This is a genomic window from Acidovorax sp. FW305-C-20-28 (assembly GCF_058783375.1).
Genome location: NZ_JBYSYM010000009.1, coordinates 92,952 through 110,886 on the forward strand (window position 1 = coordinate 92,952; position 17,935 = coordinate 110,886).

At 67.7% G+C, this 17,935-nt stretch carries 17 protein-coding genes; 14 read left to right on the top strand and 3 right to left on the bottom strand.

From position 1 onward, the window contains the following. Positions 1-11: 11 nt before the first annotated feature. Both prfB and AC3WOH_RS12685 read right to left on the bottom strand, forming a co-directional pair. A protein-coding gene (gene prfB / locus AC3WOH_RS12680; protein ID WP_492229683.1) for a peptide chain release factor 2 occupies positions 12-1,116 on the bottom strand; the annotation gives its coding sequence in 2 pieces (ribosomal slippage) (positions 12-1,034 and positions 1,036-1,116; 1,104 coding nt in all). A 236-nt stretch (positions 1,117-1,352) separates the two neighbouring features. Then, the gene (locus tag AC3WOH_RS12685) at positions 1,353-2,276 is read right to left on the bottom strand and encodes an alpha/beta fold hydrolase (protein WP_492229684.1); all 924 of its coding nucleotides are present in this window, start codon (positions 2,274-2,276) and stop codon (positions 1,353-1,355) included. Positions 2,277-2,463: 187 nt separating this feature from the next. On the opposite strand from AC3WOH_RS12685, the gene AC3WOH_RS12690 reads away from it, so the two are divergent. From AC3WOH_RS12690 to AC3WOH_RS12735, 10 genes are all read left to right on the top strand, one after another. After that, positions 2,464-3,480, top strand: a complete 1,017-nt coding sequence (locus AC3WOH_RS12690) for an AraC family transcriptional regulator (protein WP_492229685.1) — start codon at positions 2,464-2,466, stop codon at positions 3,478-3,480. Positions 3,481-3,591: 111 nt separating this feature from the next. Further along, a complete protein-coding gene (andAc, locus tag AC3WOH_RS12695) occupies positions 3,592-4,872 on the top strand; it encodes an anthranilate 1,2-dioxygenase large subunit AndAc (RefSeq protein WP_492229686.1) in 1,281 nt (426 codons plus the stop codon). Between the two features lie 13 nt (positions 4,873-4,885). Further along, positions 4,886-5,404, top strand: coding sequence for an anthranilate 1,2-dioxygenase small subunit AndAd (andAd, locus tag AC3WOH_RS12700; protein ID WP_492229687.1), 519 nt, complete (start codon positions 4,886-4,888; stop codon positions 5,402-5,404). 35 nt (positions 5,405-5,439) lie between these two features. Beyond that, positions 5,440-5,763: an anthranilate 1,2-dioxygenase ferredoxin subunit AndAb gene (andAb, locus tag AC3WOH_RS12705; RefSeq protein ID WP_492229779.1), complete on the top strand. Its 324-nt coding sequence runs from the start codon at positions 5,440-5,442 to the stop codon at positions 5,761-5,763. A gap of 59 nt (positions 5,764-5,822) precedes the next feature. Further along, positions 5,823-7,028, top strand: a complete 1,206-nt coding sequence (locus AC3WOH_RS12710) for an ABC transporter substrate-binding protein (protein WP_492229688.1) — start codon at positions 5,823-5,825, stop codon at positions 7,026-7,028. A gap of 37 nt (positions 7,029-7,065) precedes the next feature. Beyond that, positions 7,066-7,986 carry a branched-chain amino acid ABC transporter permease gene (locus AC3WOH_RS12715; RefSeq protein ID WP_492229689.1) on the top strand — a complete coding sequence of 307 codons (921 nt, stop codon included), beginning with the start codon at positions 7,066-7,068 and terminating at the stop codon, positions 7,984-7,986. A gap of 53 nt (positions 7,987-8,039) precedes the next feature. Continuing rightward, a complete protein-coding gene (locus AC3WOH_RS12720) occupies positions 8,040-8,996 on the top strand; it encodes a branched-chain amino acid ABC transporter permease (protein WP_492229780.1) in 957 nt (318 codons plus the stop codon). Next, positions 8,993-9,751, top strand: coding sequence for an ABC transporter ATP-binding protein (locus tag AC3WOH_RS12725; protein ID WP_492229690.1), 759 nt, complete (start codon positions 8,993-8,995; stop codon positions 9,749-9,751). Before AC3WOH_RS12720 ends, AC3WOH_RS12725 begins: the two co-directional genes overlap by 4 nt. Beyond that, on the top strand, positions 9,748-10,467 hold the full coding sequence (locus AC3WOH_RS12730) for an ABC transporter ATP-binding protein (protein WP_492229691.1): 720 nt from the start codon (positions 9,748-9,750) through the stop codon (positions 10,465-10,467). The genes AC3WOH_RS12725 and AC3WOH_RS12730 overlap by 4 nt, the downstream gene beginning before the upstream one ends. A 10-nt stretch (positions 10,468-10,477) precedes the next feature. Next, on the top strand, positions 10,478-11,548 hold the full coding sequence (locus tag AC3WOH_RS12735; protein WP_492229692.1) for a CDP-6-deoxy-delta-3,4-glucoseen reductase: 1,071 nt from the start codon (positions 10,478-10,480) through the stop codon (positions 11,546-11,548). Positions 11,549-11,555: 7 nt separating this feature from the next. Here AC3WOH_RS12735 and AC3WOH_RS12740 read toward each other — a convergent pair whose 3' ends face one another. Beyond that, positions 11,556-12,602 carry an AraC family transcriptional regulator gene (locus AC3WOH_RS12740; RefSeq protein WP_492229693.1) on the bottom strand — a complete coding sequence of 349 codons (1,047 nt, stop codon included), beginning with the start codon at positions 12,600-12,602 and terminating at the stop codon, positions 11,556-11,558. A gap of 248 nt (positions 12,603-12,850) precedes the next feature. Between AC3WOH_RS12740 and AC3WOH_RS12745 the strand changes: the two genes are divergently transcribed. The 4 genes from AC3WOH_RS12745 (at position 12,851) to AC3WOH_RS12760 (ending at position 17,915) form a co-directional block, all read left to right on the top strand. Then, positions 12,851-13,651, top strand: coding sequence for an SDR family oxidoreductase (locus AC3WOH_RS12745; protein ID WP_492229694.1), 801 nt, complete (start codon positions 12,851-12,853; stop codon positions 13,649-13,651). A gap of 13 nt (positions 13,652-13,664) precedes the next feature. Beyond that, a complete protein-coding gene (locus tag AC3WOH_RS12750) occupies positions 13,665-15,200 on the top strand; it encodes a flavin-containing monooxygenase (protein ID WP_492229695.1) in 1,536 nt (511 codons plus the stop codon). 35 nt (positions 15,201-15,235) lie between these two features. Continuing rightward, entirely contained in the window at positions 15,236-16,459 is a 1,224-nt protein-coding gene (locus AC3WOH_RS12755) for a dienelactone hydrolase family protein (RefSeq protein WP_492229696.1), read from the top strand. A 130-nt stretch (positions 16,460-16,589) separates the two neighbouring features. Then, complete coding sequence (locus tag AC3WOH_RS12760; protein ID WP_492229697.1) at positions 16,590-17,915, top strand: ABC transporter substrate-binding protein; 1,326 nt, start codon at positions 16,590-16,592, stop codon at positions 17,913-17,915. The last annotated feature ends 20 nt before the right edge of the window (positions 17,916-17,935 follow it).

Sequence of the window (17,935 nt, forward strand, 5' to 3'; positions counted from 1 at the left end):
GCGGCGGTCCATCACACGCCCTGCTTGAGCGAGGCTTCGATGAACGCGTCCAGGTCGCCGTCCAGCACCTTCTGCGTGGCGGAGATTTCCACGCCGGTGCGCAGGTCCTTGATGCGGCTGTTGTCCAGCACGTAGCTGCGGATCTGGTGGCCCCAGCCCACGTCGGTCTTGGTGTCCTCGAGCTTTTGCTGCTCTTCCATGCGCTTGCGCATCTCGAAGTCGTACAGCCGGCTGCGCAGGCGCTGCCAGGCCACGTCGCGGTTGCTGTGCTGGCTGCGGCCGTCCTGGCACTGCACCACGATGCCGGTCGGGATGTGTGTCAGGCGCACGGCCGAGTCGGTCTTGTTGATGTGCTGGCCACCGGCGCCCGATGCGCGGAAGGTGTCGGTGCGCACGTCGGCCGGGTTGATGTTGATCTCGATGGAGTCGTCGATCTCGGGGTAGACGAACAGCGAGGCGAACGAGGTGTGGCGGCCACCCGAGCTGTCGAACGGGCTCTTGCGCACCAGGCGGTGCACGCCGGTCTCGGTGCGCAGCAGGCCAAAGGCGTACTCGCCCTCGATCTTGATCGTGGCGCTCTTGATGCCGGCCACGTCGCCCGGGGTTTCATCTTCCACCGTGGTCTTGAAGCCCTTGCGCTCGGCGTACTTGAGGTATTGGCGCAGCAGCATGCTGGCCCAGTCGCAGGCCTCGGTGCCGCCGGCCCCGGCCTGGATGTCCACAAAGCAGTTGAGCGGGTCGGCCTCGTTGCTGAACATGCGGCGGAACTCCAGCTCCTCGATCAGCGGGCGCAGCTTGGCGGTCTCGGCCTCGATGGTCATGAGGCCGGGCTCGTCGCCTTCCTCCTTGCTCATCTGGTACAGCTCGGCGTTGTCAGCCAGCTCGCGCGTGAGCTTGTCCAGCGTGACGACCACGCTGGACAGGGACTTCTGTTCCTTGCCCAGCTCCTGGGCCTTCTTCGGGTCGTTCCAGACCGCGGGGTCTTCCAGCGAGGCGTTGACGGTTCTCAGGCGTTCGAACTTGGCATCGAAGTCAAAGATACCTCCGTAACTCTGCCGTGCGCAGAGCCAGGTCGTCGAGGGTGGTGCCGATGAGGTTGATGCGTTCTGCGTCCATGATGGTGTCCTGTCGTATGGTTGTTCGGTTCTGTAGGGTGGTCGATGCACCATGGGTGCCCCGCGCAAGGCGGGTGCAAGGCCCTGGCAAGCCGGCTGGCGGCATTGCCTGCCGCGCCAGCCCAGGGTGGCGCGAACGCGGGTTCGGCATCTTCCGAATCAACCATTTTCTCACGGACCGGGCAGGGGCCCGAGAAAGCCCCTTGTCCCTGTGAAAACTGGCCCCTCAGAACGTTTTCAGGACAGGTGTTCTTCGATCAGCCTTGCCACGGCGGCCGGCTGGTCATGGTGCAGCATGTGGGCGGCATCCTGCACCACGGCCGTGCGGCATTGGCGCACATGGGTCAGGCGCTGGTGGTACTCGGGCAGGGCATAGCGGCCCTTCCACCACAGGCCCAGGCTGTCGTCGCTGGCCTCCACGGCCAGCACCGGGGCCTCGATCCGCGCGTACAGGGCCAGGGCCTCGTCCAGACGGTACAGCTGCGAACTGGTGATCTTGTGCGCCGGGTCGCCCAGGATCTCCCAGCGCCCTTGCGCATTGGGCTCGGCCCAGTGCTGGGCCAGCCAGTCGGCCTTGTCCTGCGAGAGGCGCGGGTTGGTCTTCATGAGGCGCTGGGCCACGCCCGCCACGCTGTCGTAGGCCTTGAGGGCCATCTCGCCCTTTTCCAGCTGCTTGATCTCGTCGATCCACTGGGCATAGCGCTTGGGGGCTTGCTCGGGCTTGGTGGCCGGCATGCCGAAGCCCTCCAGGTTGACCAGGCGGCGGATGCGCCCGGGCCGCACGCCCGCGTACATCATGGCGATGTTGCCGCCCATGCTGTGGCCCACCAGGTCCACGGGCTGGTCGCCCACGTAGTGGTCCAGGAGCATGTCCAGGTCGGCCAGGTAGTCGGGGAAGGTGTAATGGTCGCAGGGCGCGGGCAACTTGCTCAGGCCGAAGCCGCGCCAGTCGGGGGCGATGATGTGCCGGCCCTCGGCGAAGGCGGCCGAGAACGCGTCCACCACGAACTGGTAGGAGGCGCCCACGTCCATCCAGCCATGCACCAGGACCAGTGGGGGCCTGGTCTTGTCGGGCGATGCCTCGCCCCAGTGGCGGACATGGTAGTTCAGGGTGCGGATGGGGACGAACTCGCTGCGCGAGGGGCGGACGGTGGAATACATGGAGCGGGAAGGGGAGGGTAGACCGGTGTTGCTCCGATGGTACGTCGGCAGCCCGTCTGGCGTGGCAGTAGGGGTGTCGCATGGGCGCCTGTCCGCCCATGGGTATGGAAATTGCTGAGATTGATGCATATCAAAGCGGCGCGCCCTGATGTGCGCTGCGCCCCTTCCCACGCGAGGTCTCTGTCCGATGGTTCCCATATCGTCCGCCCTGTCCCTGGATCTGTCGGCGCTGCAGCAGCGCCCGGTCTTCACGTCGGACCTGCGGGTGGACTCCCATGAACTGGTGGCGCGCGAGTTCTCGGACCATGGGCTCAAATGGTGCGGCGGGCCGGTGGCCACGGCGCTGTCCAAGGTGCGCGTGCGCCAGCTGCAGCTGTTCATGCTGCAATACGGTGCAGAAGTGGAGATCCGCCCGCGCCCCTTCGACGATTTCGTGCTGGTGCACCTGTCGCTCTCGGGCACGGCGCAACTGGTGTCCGACGGCGTGCCCGTGCGCCTGCCGGCCGGTGCCGCCGCGCTGATCGCACCGCGCCACAACCTGCACATGCACTGGCAGCAGGGTGCGCGCCAGCTCATCCTCAAGGTGCCCTGCAGCCTGCTGCGTGACTGGGCACCCGAATCGCTGGTGGGCGACTCGACCTTTGTGCACCCGCTGCTGCCGCTGAGTGCGGGGCAGGGCCAGCAATGGCACTTCCTCATGCAGTCGCTGCTGCACGTGAGCCAGCAGGCCGTGGAAAGCACGGCGCATGCGCGCTGGGTGGACCACATGGAGAGCAATGTGGCGCTGTTCCTGGCCTCGTGCGCGCAGAGCGTACCGGTGCCGGCCGCGCCGCTGCTGCCCTTGCTGGGTGGGGAGACCTGCAGCGCCTCGCCGGCCCCGCTGGGTGACATGGGCCGGCTCGACCGGCTCGACGCCTACATGCGCAGCCGCCTGTGCGCGCCCGTGGCGCTGGAGGACCTGGCGCGTGCCGCCGGCGTCAGCGTGCGCGGCCTGAACGCGCTGTGCCAGCGCCACCATGGCGAATCGCCCATGGCCCTGCTGCGCAACATGCGGCTCGATGCCGTGCGTGCGCGCCTGATGGAGCGCCCCGGCCACTGCGTGACCGATGCGGCGCTGGAGTTCGGCTTCGGCCACCTGGGGCGCTTTTCCAGCTATTACCGTGAGCGTTTCGGCGAGCTGCCGAGCCAGACCTCTTTCAATTGAGCAGGTTTGCAAGAACCGGACAGGCCTGGGGCACCCATGTGCCGATAGTGGATAGCGGGGCAGGGCGTTGATTTCTAGCATGGAGGCAACCCAATCGAAGAGGTGTTGCCCATGTCTGAAATCCCCGTCGTCGCCGTTGCGCCACCCGCCTCGCTCAAGGCCCAGCGCCAGGTCTTCTTTCCGCAGCCCGATGGCTCCAACGTGCCCTACCGGGTGTTCAGCTCGCAGGAGGTCTACGACCGCGAGCAGGAGCGCATCTTCCGTGGCCCGGTATGGAACTTCCTCGGCCTGGAAGCCGAGATCCCGAACGTGGGCGACTTCAAGTCCACCTTTGTCGGCGACACCCCGGTGGTGGTCACGCGCACGGCCGAGGGCCTGGCCTGCTGGGTCAACCGCTGCGCGCACCGTGGTGCCATGGTGTGCCGCGAAAAGCGCGGCAACGCCGCCAGCCACACCTGCGTGTACCACCAGTGGAGCTTTGCCGCCAACGGCGACCTGCAGGGCGTGCCGTTCCGCCGTGGGCAAAAGGGCATGGTCGGCATGCCCAAGGATTTCAAGACCGAGGAACACGGCCTGCAGAAGCTGCGCGTGGACAGCTACAAGGGCCTGTTGTTCGCCACCTTCAGCGACGAGACGCCGCCGCTGCCCGAGTACCTGGGCGAGCAGATGCGCCCGTGGATCGACCGCATCTTCCACAAGCCCATCGTCTACCTGGGCTGCACGCGCCAGTACTCCAAGTCGAACTGGAAGCTGTACTTCGAGAACGTGAAGGACCCCTACCACGCCAGCCTGCTGCACCTGTTCCACACCACCTTCAACATCTTCCGCGTGGGGATGAAGGCGCGCTCCATCCCCGATGCGACGCACGGCCTGCACAGCATCATCACCGTGACCAAGCCCGAGGTGGAGACGGACACCGCCGCCGCCTACAGCGCGCAGAACATCCGCTCCATGGACGAGGGTTTCACGCTCGAGGAACCCACCTTGCTCGGCCAGATCAAGGAGTTCGACGAGATGACCACCAACCACATCCAGCCGATCTTTCCGCAGCTGGTGGTGCAGCAGATCCACAACACGCTGGTGGCGCGCCAGCTGCTGCCCAAGGGGCCGAACAACTTCGAGCTGGTGTTCCATTTCTTCGGCTATGCCGACGACACGCCCGAGCTGCGCGAACTGCGCCTGCTGCAGGCCAACTTGGTGGGGCCTGCGGGCTATATCTCCATGGAAGACACCGAGGCGACCGAGCTGGTGCAGCGCGGCACCGTGCGCGATGGCGACAAGCACTCCTACATCGCCATGGCGCGCGAGGCGCCCGAGCAGATGGACACCGTGATCACCGAGAACCTGATCCGCCGCTTCTGGGTGGGTTACCAGGGACTGATGGGCTACTGAAGGACTGCACGCCATGACCACGATGACCACCCCCACCGCCCCTATCGAGATCAGCCGCCAGGAGCGCCTGCAGCTGTGGACCGAACTGCTGGAACTGCAGCACCGCTATGTGAGCGCACTGGACAACAACCAGCTCGAAGAATGGCCCGGTTTCTTCGTCGAAGAGGGCCGCTACGAGATCATCCCCAAGGAGAACTTCGACGCGGGCTTTCCCGCGCCCATCATGTACTGCCGCAATGCCGGCATGCTGCGCGACCGCGTGCTGTCGCTGCGCAACGCCAACATCTACGAAGACCATGTCTACCGCCACGGCACCTCGGGCCTGGTGATCACCGCGGTGAAGGACGGCGTGGTGCACACCCAGTCGAGCTACGTGGTGGTGATCACCGGCGCGGCCGGCGAATCCAGCGTCTACCAGGCCGGCACCTACCTCGACGAGGTGGTGCAGCACCAGGGCGAGTGGCGCTACCGCAGCAAGCGCGTGGTGTACGACACCTCCCGCGTGGCCACCTTGCTCGCCACCCCCATCTGAGGACCCGCACCATGCAGACAACGACCGACAACGCACTGGAACAGGGCACGGTAGCCGCCTGGCACGACGTGGGCGAGCCCGAGGATTTTCCCGATGGCGCCGTGTGGCCCGTGGTGGTGGACGGCCTGCCCGTGGCGGTGTTCCGCGACGGAGAGGGCCTGTTCGCCCTGTACGACCTGTGCACCCATGGCGCGGCCAAATTGTCCGATGGCTGGGTCGAGGACGGCTGTGTGGAATGCCCCTTGCATCAGGGCACCTTCGACATCCGCACGGGGGCGCCCTGCAAGGCGCCCGTCACCGAAGCGGTGCGCACGTTCCCGGTGCGCGTGGTGGCGGGGCGCGTCGAAGTCGGGCTCTGACGCCCGCCTGCGCGGCCCCTGGTTTCTCTCATTTTGTTGTTGATGGATAAGGATTGACGATGGCACAACTCTCCCGCACCTCGCTTCGCCACCGGATCGGCGCAGCCGCACTGGCCACCCTGGCGGCCTGCACCAGCTTCACTGCCATGGCGCAGCAGGGCCCCATCAAGGTGGGCATGGCGCTCGACATCTCGGGCCCGTTCTCGGGCCCTGGCGCCGATGCGCGCGACGGCTTCAACCTGGCCATCAAACAGTTGGGTGGCAAGCTCGGTGGCCAGCCCGTCGAATTCATCCAGACCGACATGGCCGGCAGCCCCGACCAGGCCAAGCAGCTGGTGGACCGCTTCGTGCAGCGCGAGAAGATCGACCTGTTCACAGGCCCCATCGCCTCCAACGTGGCGCTGGCCGTGGCGCCCACGCTGTTCGCGGCCAAGGTGCCCTACCTGTCGAACAACGCGGGCCCGAGCCAGCTGGCCGGGGCGCAGTGCAACGCCTACTTCTTCGGCACCGCTTACCAGAACGACCAGTACCACGAGGCGGCGGGCCAGTTCGCGGCCGACCGCGGCTTTGGCCGCATGGTGTTGATTGCCCCCAACTACCCCGCGGGCAAGGACGGCCTGACCGGCTTCAAGCGCAAGTTCAAGGGCACGGTGGTCGACGAGGTCTACACCAAGGTAGGCCAGCTCGACTACGCTACCGAACTGGCGCAGCTGCGCGCCGCCAAGCCCGAGGCGGTGTACTTCTTCCTGCCCGGCGCCATGGGCATCAACTTCATCAAGCAGTTCGTGGGGGCCGGCCTGTCCAAGGACATCATGCTGGTGACCAGCGGCTTCTCGGCCGACGAGGACATCATCGGCGCGGTGGGCGAGCCCATGCTGGGCTTGTTCAACACCTCGCACTGGGCGCACGACCTGGACAACGCCGCCAACAAGGCCTTCGTGGCGGCCTTCCGCAAGGAGTACGGCGGACGCTTCCCATCCATCTACGCAGCCCAGGCCTTCGACGTGGTCACCGCCATGGACTCGGCCGTCAAGGCCGTGGGCGGCAAGGTGGCCGACCGCGAGGCGCTGGCCAAGGCCCTGGCTAAGGCGCAGTTCCCCTCGGTGCGCGGCAGCTTCCGCTATGCCAACAACCACTACCCGGTGCAGAACTTCTACCTGCGCACCATCGGCAAGAACGCCGAAGGCCGCGTGACCAACAAGACCATCAAGACGGTGCTCGAAAACTACGGTGACGCGTTCTCCTCGCAATGCCCGTTGAAGTGACCCTGTTTCCACTGCCTTCGCGCATCCCCTGCACACCATGAACTGGATCCTCGTCATCGAGCAATTGCTCAACGGAGCGGGCTACGGGCTCATGCTCTTCCTGATCGCGGCCGGTCTCACGCTGGTCTTCGGGATCATGGACGTGATGAACCTCTCGCACGGCTCGCTGTTCATGGTGGGCGCCTATGTGGCGGCCACGGTGCATGTGCACAGCGGCTCCTTCGCGGGGGCGGTGCTGGTAGCGATAGCCGCCACCGTGTTCGTGGCCGTGCTGCTGGAGGTGACGCTGATGCGCCGCCTCTACGGCCGCGACCACCTGGCCCAGGTGCTGGCCACCTTCGGCGTGATCCTGGTGGCCGATGATGCGGTGAAGATGGCTTGGGGCCCCTCGCCCGTGATGGCGCCCACGCCGGCCCTGCTTGCGGGCCCGGTGGAGCTGTTCGCAGGCCTGCCGTACCCCTCCTACCGGCTGGTGGTGCTGGTGGCCGGCGTGGCGGTGGCGGGCCTGTTGTACCTGCTGGTCAACCACAGCCGGGTGGGCATGCTGGTGCGGGCCGGCGCGTCGGACCGGTGGATGGCCGAACTCATGGGCGTGCGCGTCAAGCGCGTGTTCTGCGGCATCTTCGTGCTGGGGGCTGCGCTGGCGGCCCTGGCCGGCGCGCTCATGGGCCCCATCATGGCCGTGCAGGTGGGCATGGGCGAATCCATCTTGATCCCGGCGCTGGTGGTCATCGTCATCGGCGGCATCGGCTCGGTGCGCGGCGCCTTCGTGGCGGCCTTGCTGGTGGGGCTGGTGGACACCATTGGCCGGGCCTTCCTGCCGATCTTGCTGCGCGCCACGCTGCCGCCGTCTGTGGCTGCCGATCTGGGGCCGCTGTTCGCCGAGGTCGCCATGTACGCCCTGATGGCTGCCGTACTGAGCTTTCGCCCTGCCGGGCTGTTTTCTGCAAAGGCATGAGTGCCATGTCTGCCTCCTTGACCTCATCATCCCCGTCGCTGACCCCGCAGCCCATGGTCGTGCCGCGCTGGCGCGGCGCCATCGTGCCGTTGGTGCTGCTGGCTGCCTTGGCCGTCTTCCCCTTGGTCGCACCGGCGCTGGGCCTGGACTTTTACGTTAGCTTCATGCGCCGGGTGCTGGTGGTGGCGCTGGCCGCCGCCAGCCTGAACTTCATCATGGGCTTTGGCGGCATGGTGGCGCTGGGGCATGCGGGCTTCGTGGGCGTGGGTGCCTACGCCGTGGTGGTGCTCAGCGATGCGGGCGCCACATCGGCCTGGGTAGTCTGGGGCGCTGCCGTGGTGGCGGGTGCTCTGGTCGCCGCGCTGGTGGGGGCCATCTCGCTGCGCACCCAGGGCGTGTACTTCATCATGATCACGCTGGCGTTTGCGCAGATGCTGTACTTTGTCTTCGTATCGCTGCGCAGCTACGGTGGCGATGACGGCTACACATTGCCCATGCGGCCCGCGCTGGGCCTGGGCCTGGATGCGATGCACGAGCCCACGCTGTACTGGGTGGTGCTGGCCTTGGTGGCGCTGGTGCTGTGGTGGCTGGACCGGGCCACGGCTTCGCGCTTCGGTGCGGCGCTGGCGGGCATCCGCGACAACGAGACGCGCATGCGCGCGCTGGGCTACCCGGTGTACTTGCTGCAACTGGCGGCCTTCACGCTGGCCGGCGCCGTTGCCGGCCTGGCCGGTGCGCTGCTGGCCACGGGCAACAGTTTCGTGAGCCCGTCGATGATGCACTGGACACAGTCGGCCACGCTGATCGTCATGGTCGTCATCGGCGGCCTGGGCCGGCGCTGGGGCGGCCCGCTGGGCGCGGCCGTGTGGCTGGCACTGGAAGAGGCGCTCAAGCTGCACACCGACTATTGGCACATGCCGCTGGGCGTGCTGCTGATCGCCACCGCGCTGTACGCGCCCAAGGGCCTGGCCGCGCTGGCGGACCTGCGCTCAAGGAGGGCTGCGCGATGAGCCTCTTCCAAGTGCAAGGTCTGGTCAAGCGCTTCGGCGGCCTGCTGGCCACGGACCATGTGAGCCTGTCGGTGGCGCACGGCGAGGTGCATGCCCTGATCGGCCCCAACGGTGCGGGCAAGACCACGCTGGTCAACCAGATCTCGGGCCTGCTGGCGCCCGATGAGGGGCGTGTGCTGCTGGACGGCGCCGACATCACGGCGCTGCCCATGCACCGCCGCGTGGCGCAGGGGCTGTCGCGCTGCTTCCAGGTCACGCGCATCTTCCCCAGGCAGAGCGTGCGCGACAACCTGCTGCTGGCCGTGCAGGCGCACAGCGGGTCGAGCTTTCGCTTTCTGAAGCCGCGCTCGCACGAGCGCGGCCTGTACGAGGCGGCCGGCCGCCTGGCCGAACGCGTGGGGCTGCAGGGTCAGCTGGACGAGATTGCCGGTGCCCTGCCGCATGGCGCGCAACGCACGCTGGACGTGGCGCTGGCGCTGGCTTCCGGGCCCAAGCTGCTGTTGCTGGACGAGCCCATGGCCGGCATGGGGCCCGATGAGTCGCAGCAGATGGTGCAGCTCATCGAAGCTTTGCGCAAGGACATGGCCGTGCTGCTGATCGAGCACGACATGGAAGCCGTGTTCCGCCTGGCCGACCGCATCTCGGTGCTGGTCTATGGCCGCGTTCTCACCGCTGGCACGCCCGACGAGATCCGCAACAACGCCGAGGTGCAGGCTGTGTACCTGGGCACCGAAACCCTGGAGACCACCCCATGAGCGCCCCCGAGCCATTGCTGAGCTGCCAGGGCCTTCAGGCCGGCTACGGCGTGAGCCAGGTGCTGTTCGGCATCGACCTGCAGATCGGGGCCGGGGAGGTAGTGTCTCTGCTCGGCCGCAACGGCATGGGCAAGAGCACCACCATCAAGACCCTGGTGGGGGCGCTGCGCCCCACGGCTGGTGGCATCCGCTTTGCCGGCCAGGCCACCGACAAGCTCAAAAGCGACGCCATCGCCCGCCTGGGCCTGGCCATCGTGCCCGAGGGGCGCCACGTGTTCCCCAACCTCACGGTGCGCGAGCACCTGCTGGCCTTTGCCGACCACCGCAACGGCCTGCGCGATGCCTGGGACATCGAGCGCATCTATGGCGTGTTCCCGCGCCTCAGGGAGCGGCAGAACAACCTGGGTAACCAGCTGTCGGGCGGGGAGCAGCAGATGCTGGCCATCGGCCGGGCGCTGTCGACCAACCCGCGCCTGCTCATCCTGGACGAGGCCACCGAAGGCCTGGCCCCGGTGATCCGCGAAGAGATCTGGCGCTGCCTGGCCACGCTCAAGGCCGCCGGGCAGACCATTCTGGTGGTGGACAAGTACGTGCACCGACTGGTGGGCCTGGCCGACCGCCATGTGATCCTGGAGCGCGGGCGCGTGGTCTGGCAGGGCGACTCCGCCGCGCTTAATGCCGACCGCAGCCTGTGGTCGCGCTACCTCACTGTATAGAAGTTTCCCCATGCAGATGACCGAAGAGGCCGGCGCAGCCGTGGCCGAAGCGCCCGCGTGCGCCATCACCCTGTTGCCGTCCGGCAAGTCCTTCACCAGCCAGGCAGGTGAAAGCGTGCTCGATGCCGCCCTGCGCCAGGGCATCCTGCTGCCCCACCAGTGCAAGACCGGTACCTGCGGCGCCTGCCGTGCGCGGGTGGTCGATGGCGTGGCCGCCTGCCTGCCGGGCGCCCAGCCTGTGGCGCTGTCGCCGCAGGAGGCGGGGCAGGGCATGCACCTGCTGTGTTGCACGCAGGCGGCCAGCGATCTGCGCATCGAATGCGCGGAGATCCCCCACATCCCCGGCATCGCCGTGCGCAAGCTGCCGGTGCGCGTGGCGGCCCTGGAGCGCCTGGCGCCCGATGTCATGCGCGTGCTGCTGCAACCCCCGCCGGGCCAGCACCTGCACTATGCGGCCGGTCAGTACGTGGACGTGCTGCTGCCCGGCAACCGCCGGCGCAGCTATTCGCTGGCCACGCCGGCCCGCGAGGGGCAGGAGCAGCTGGAGCTGCACATCCGCCACCTGCCGGGCGGGCTGTTCACCGACCAGGTGTTCGGCAGGCTCAAGGTGCGCGACGTGCTGCGCATCGAGGGGCCGTTCGGCACCTTCGGCATGCACGATGGCGCGTCCACCGTGCCGGCCATCCTGCTGGCCAGCGGCACCGGCTTTGCGCCCATCAAGGCCCTGGTTGAGCAGTTGCTGGCCACTGGCAGCCAGCGCCCTGTGCGCCTGTACTGGGGCGGCCGCAAGCGCGAAGACCTGTACCAGCACGCCCTGTGCCTGGAGTGGGCGCAGGCGCTGCCGAGGCGGCTGAGCTACGTGCCCGTTCTGTCCGACGCGCCCGCATCCGACGGCTGGTCCGGCCGCACCGGCTGGGTGCATGAGGCCGTGCTGCAGGACCATGCGGACCTGTCGCAGCACGAGGTGTATGCCTGCGGCGCGCCGGCCATGGTGGAGGCTGCGCGGCGCGATTTTGCGGCCCGGGCGCGCATGCGGGCCACGGCGTTCTTTGCGGATGCGTTTGTGGCGCAGCCGGGGTGACCTGGACTCAGTGGGGCTTGCCCTGCCGCAGGCGGGTTTCCGACGGCGTCTCCCCGAAGCGCTTGCGGTAGCCTTCGGCGAAGTGGCCCAGGTGAAAAAAGCCATAGCGCGCCGCGATGTCCGAGACCTGCGGGGCGCGCTCGGAGGGGGCAGGCTGCTGCAGCGCCGCGCGCACCGCATCGAGCCTGATCTCGCGCAGAAAGGCCATGGGGCTCTTGCCCGTGCATTGCGCAAACGTCTGCTGCAGCGAACGGGCGCTGACGCCCACGTGCGTGCACACGTCGGCCAGGGTGATGGGCAGCTCCAGCCGGCTGTGCATGAACTCCTGCGCGCGCTTGACCACGCGGGGCAGCACGACCGGGGCGGAGCCGGGTGCGGCCATGCCCGCCGCCAGTGCCGCCGAGTAGTTGTGCTGCGTGGACAGCAGCAGGCTGGTGAGCAGGTGGCTCTCGGCCTGCTCGGCCAGCACCGGGTGGCCCAGCAGGAAGGCATTGGTCTCGACCGCCGAGCGCAGGTAGGCAATGAAGCTGGCCATGCCCATGAGCGCGGGGTTGGCCAGGTCCACCCCAAGGTCGAACACCAGCGGCTGCTGCACGGGCGCCTGCAGCAGGGCCGACAGGCGCGCCTGCAGGGTCTCGCGCTCGATCTTGACGATGAACTGCGGGCTGTCCTCGTGCCAGCGCATGGACAGCGGCTCGGTGGGCGAGGGCAGGGACGCCATGAGCGCATGCGATTCCACCGCCTGGCTGCCGCAGCGCACGCTGGCACCCCCGCGCAGCGGTATCTGCAGCAGGTAGAAGCCCGCGAGGTGGCCGGGCTCGATGCGCACGGCCGGGCCGTACTGCACGTAGTTCAGGCTGGCGTCGCGGTGCAGGGGCACGCTGTGGTGGCAGGCATCGAGCTGCGCGCCCGGGTGCAGCGTGGCCAGCTCGTGCGGGCAGAACACCCGGCCCACGAACTCGCGCGCCTCGTCCAGGTCGTGGCTGTCGAACAGGCGGTAGTGCGCCAGCGGTAGCGGGTGCGCGGTGCTGCTGCTCTGCTCGGCGGTGTGCATGCGGCTCTGCCAGTGGGGTAATGGTTCTTGGGCAAGCACGAACCACGCCACAGCGGCGGCGCGAAAACATGCGTTTGCGGGATATGCCCTGCGCTTTCGGGATGCGGCTGCGCGGGCGGCTTTTCTATTCTTGGGCCAGCACCGGGTGGAGCGCAAGAGCGTTAGCACCAGGGGCACACAGGCGGGTGTGACGGCGTGTTACCGCTGCTGCACTGCAGCACGTTCAAGGCACTACAGGAGTCAGCAGCATGGTCCAGGGATTCGAGGGGATGCGCGGCAAGAGCGCGATCGTGACCGGGGGCGCCACCCTCATCGGCGCCGGGGTGGTGCGTGCACTGCACCAGGCTGGGGTGAAGGTGATGGTGGCCGACATCAACGCCGAGGCCGGCCAGGCGCTGGCGGATGAATTGGGCGAGGGTGTGCGGTTCCGCCGCACCGACATCACCGAGGATGCCGAGATCGAAGCCTGCGTGGCCGAAGCGGCCGAGCGCCACGGCGGCGTGCACTACCTGGTGAACCTGGCGTGTTCCTACCTCGACGATGGCATCGCCTCGCCGCGTGCGGACTGGCTGGCATCGCTCAATGTCAACCTGGTCAGTGCGGTGATGGTGCTCAAGGCCGTGCGCCCGCACTTCCAGCGCGCAGGCGGCGGGGCGGTGGTCAACTTCACCAGCATCTCCTCGGGCGTGGCGCAGACCGGGCGCTGGCTCTACCCGGTGGGCAAGGCGGCCATGGTTCAGCTTACGCGCAGCATGGCCATGGACCTGGCGGGCGAGGGCGTGCGCGTGAACAGCGTGTCGCCCGGCTGGACCTGGTCGGCCATCATGGACCAGCTCACCGGCGGTGACCGCGCCAAGACCGACCGCGTTGCCGCGCCCTTCCACCTGCTGCGGCGCGTGGGCGACCCGGCCGAGGTGGCCAATGTGGTGCTCTTCCTGTGCTCGGACCTGGCCAGCTTCGTGACCGGTGCCGACTATGCCTGCGATGGCGGCTACTCGGCCATGGGGCCGGAGTCCTATACGCCCGCCATCTCCCAGCTCATGTCCTGAAGGAGCCGCTGCCATGACCATCCGATCCGTAGGCATCATCGGTGCCGGCTTTGCCGGCCTCTCTACGGCCAAGGTGCTGCGCGCCTTCGGCTTCGAAGTGACCGTGTTCGAGAAGGAGCCCGACGTGGGCGGCGTCTGGGCCGCCTCGCGCCGCTACCCGGGCCTGACCACCCAGAACCCGCGCACCACCTATGCGCTGTCGGACTTTCCGATGCCGGCGCACTACCCCGAGTGGCCGTCGGGCCAGCAGGTGCAGGCCTACCTGCACTCCTACGCCGAGCACTTCGGGCTGATTCCCCACCTGCGCATGTCCACCACGGTGGAGAGCGCAGTGCTCGACGAAGAGGCCGGGGTGTGGGCCGTGAAAGCCCGGCGGGCGACAGCCGGGCTGCCGGCCGAAGTGCACCGTTTCGACTACCTGGTGGTGTGCAACGGCATCTTCAGCGAGCCGGCCGTGCCGCAGTACCCGGGCGCCGATGCCTTCGAGGCGGCGGGCGGGCGCGTGTGCCATACCAGCCAGTTCAACGATGCGGGCGAGGCGCGCGGCAAGCATGTGCTGGTGGTGGGCTACGGCAAGTCCTCGTGCGACGTGGCCAATGCCATTGCGGCCGACAGTGCCAGCACCACGGTGCTGGCACGCCAGTTGATCTGGAAGATCCCCAAGAAGTTCATGAACGTGCTGAACTTCAAGTTCCTGCTGCTCACGCGCATGGGCGAGGCGCTGTTCAAGTACATCGAGCCCAAGGGCTTCGAGAAATTCCTGCACGGTGCGGGCCTGCCGGTGCGCAACTCCATGCTGGGCAGCGTGGAGTCGGTGGTCACGCGGCAATTGAAGCTGCGCGAGATCGGCCTGCACCCCGGCACGCCGCTCGAAACCATTGCCCGCAGCACCGTGAGCCTGGTGACCGATGGTTTTTACGAGAAGGTGGCGGCCGGCCAACTGGGCGTGCGCAAGGGCGTGAGCATCCGCGCGCTGCAGCCCGGCCAGGCCGTGCTGAGCAATGGCGAAACGGTGCCGGCCGACCTGGTGGTGTGCGGCACGGGCTGGCAGCAGCAGGTGCGGTTCTTCGACGCCAGCGTGCTGCAGCGCGTGACCGATGCGCGCGGCAACTTCCGGCTGTACCGCTCCATCCTGCCCGTGGCCATGCCGCGCCTGGCTTTCAATGGCTACAACTCGTCTTTCTTCAGCCAGCTCAATTGCGAGATCGGTGCGTTGTGGCTGGCCAACCTGCTGCGCGGCGGGCTGCAACTGCCGCCGCAGGAGGCCATGGACGCGCTGATCGACCGGCGCCTGGCCTGGATGGAGGAGCGCACCGACGGCAAGCACTCCAAAGGCACCAACATCATCCCCTTCTCGGTGCACAACATCGACGAGCTGCTGCAGGACATGGCGCTGCCGTTGGGCGTGCTCACCCGCTTCAAGCAGTGGCTGGGGCCGGTGGACCCGGCCGACTATGCCGTGGTCACCCGCCAGCTGCTGGCGCGGCATGCGGCTGTGCCCACCGTGGCGGCCACGCCCCAGGCCGCCTCCGGTGCCGCCGCTTCCTGAACCCACTCATCCCACAACACACAAGGACCCCCACCATGCCAGGACAATGGACCACGCTCGAAGCCGCCGATGGCAGCGGCCGCTTTCGCGCCTACCTCGCCACCCCTGCCAGCGGCAGCGGCCCGGGGCTGGTGCTTGCGCAGGAGATCTTCGGCGTCAACCAGACCATGCGCGATGTGGCCGACTACTACGCCGAAGAAGGCTATGTGGTGCTGGTGCCCGACCTGTTCTGGCGCCAGCAGCCCGAGGTGGAGCTCGATGCCGCGAGCGACATGCCGCGCGCCTTCGGGCTGTACCAGGGCTTCGACGAGGCCAAGGGCGTGGACGACCTGCAGACAGCCATCACCGCGCTGCGTGCCCGGCCCGAGGTGCGGGGGCAGGGCGGCGGCAAGGTGGGCGTGCTGGGCTTCTGCCTGGGCGGCAAGCTGGCCTACCTGGCCGCCTGCCGCACCGATGCCGACGTGGCCGTGGGCTACTACGGCGTAGGCATCGAGGCCGCGCTGGCCGAGGCCGGTGACATCCAGTGCCGCCTGGTGCTGCACATCGCCGAGCTCGACAGCTTTTGCCCACCGCCCGCGCGCGAGGCCATCGTGCAGGCCCTGTCGGGCCGCGAGAATGTGGAGCTGTACGTCTACCCCGGCACCGACCATGCGTTTGCGCGCGTGGGCGGCGACCATTTCCACAAGCCCTCGGCGCTGATGGCGCACCAGCGCAGCGTGGCCGCCCTGCGGCGCGAGATGGGCCCGCACTACGACCTCTCGGCCCTGTGGGACAAGCACTGCGAATACGAGTTCGCCACGCGCGATGTGGATGCCACCATGTCCACCATGGTGGCCGAGCCCTATGTAAACCACATCCCCACCATGACGGGCGGGGTGGGCTACAAGCACCTGCACGACTTCTACACGCGCCATTTTGTCAACAGCAACCCGCCCGATACCAGCCTCACGCCGATCTCGCGCACGGTGGGCGCCACCCAGGTGGTCGACGAGATGCTGTTTTGCTTCACCCACACCACCGAGATTCCCTGGATGCTGCCCGGCGTGGCACCCACGGGCCGGCGTGTGGAAATTCCGCTGCTGGCGGTGGTCAAGTTCCGCGGGGACAAGCTCTTCCACGAGCACATCTACTGGGACCAGGCCAGCGTGCTGGTGCAGGTGGGGCTGCTCGACCCCAAGGACCTGCCCGTGGCCGGGGTGGAGACGGGGCGCAAGCTGCTCGATGAAACCCTGCCGTCCAATGGCCTCATGGAGCGCTGACGGCCAGCCTCGATGTTCTAGGTGATAACCCGACAGGCCGTGCCACTGATGTGCCGCATCAGAAACAATGATTGGCACAGGTCGCTGGCGCGCCCTACATTGGGCCTACTAGAACACCGAGGAGACAAGCATGCAGCGCATTCTTTGTGCGGGGGCTTTGGCCGCCGCTGGTTTGCTGGCGGCCCAGGCCGCCCAGGCGGGCACCGTGACGGTGCTCACGTCCTTCCCCAAGGAGCTGACCACGGCCTACCAGAAAGCCTTCGAGGCCAAGAACCCGGGCATCAAGATCGAGATCCTGAACAAGAACACCACGGCCGCGATTGCCTACGTGCGTGAGCTGCCCGAGGGCCAGCGTCCCGACATCATGTGGGCCTCGGCCCCCGATGCCTTCGAGGTGCTGGCGCGCAACAAGCTGCTGCAGGCGGCACCCGACACCAAGAACCCCGCTGCGCCGGCCAAGATCGGCAACTACCCGCTCAACGACCCGCAAGGCCTTTACTACGGCCAGGCGCTGGCGGGCTACGGCATCATGTGGAACACCCGCTACCTGCAGGCCAACAAGCTGCCCGCGCCCAAGGAGTGGGCGGACCTCACGCGGCCCGAGTACTTCGGCCATGTGGCGATCTCCTCGCCCTCGCGCTCGGGCACCACGCAGCTCACGGTGGAGACCATCCTGCAGGGCGAGGGCTGGGACAAGGGCTGGGCCCAGCTGCTGGCCATGATGGGCAACGCCGCCGCCGTGACCGACCGCAGCTTCGCCGTGCCCGATGGGGTGAACAACGGCCAGTACGGCATCGGCATCGTGATCGACTTCTTCGGCCTGGCGGGCAAGTACTCGGGCTTTCCGGTGGACTTCGCCTACCCGGCCATGACGGCCGTGGTGCCGGCCAACATCGCGCTGATCGCGGGAGGCAAGAACACCGACGAGGCCAAGAAGTTCATGGCCTTCAGCATGTCCACCGAAGGGCAGCAGCTGCTGTTCGACCCCAAGATCAGCCGCCTGCCCATCCTGCCCTACAGCAGCCTGAAGGCGCCCGCAGGCTACCCCGTGCCGCAGGATGTGGCCAAGCGCGCCAAGGTGCAGTTCGATGCCGACCTGTCCGAGAACCGCTACCAGGTGGTCACCAGCCTGTTCGACCAGATGGTGACCTTTCGCCTGAAGGAGCTGCAGGCCGCCACGCGTGCCATCCACGATGCGGACAAGGCGCTCAAGGCCAAGCCCAACCCCAAGGGCAGCGAGCTGCTGGCCCAGGCGCGCAGCCTGGCCTGCACCTCGCTGGTAGGCGAAGCGAACGTGAAGAACGAGGAGTTTCTGGCGCTGTTCCGCAAGAACCGGCGCGATGTCGAGGTCTCCAAGCAGCTCACGGGCCTGGAGCAGATGTGGGCCACCAAGGCGCGCGAGAACTATGAGCGCGCGCGCGGCCTGGCGCAGCAAGCCCAGGGCCTGGCCAAGTAAGTCCTGTCCGTCTCACCCAA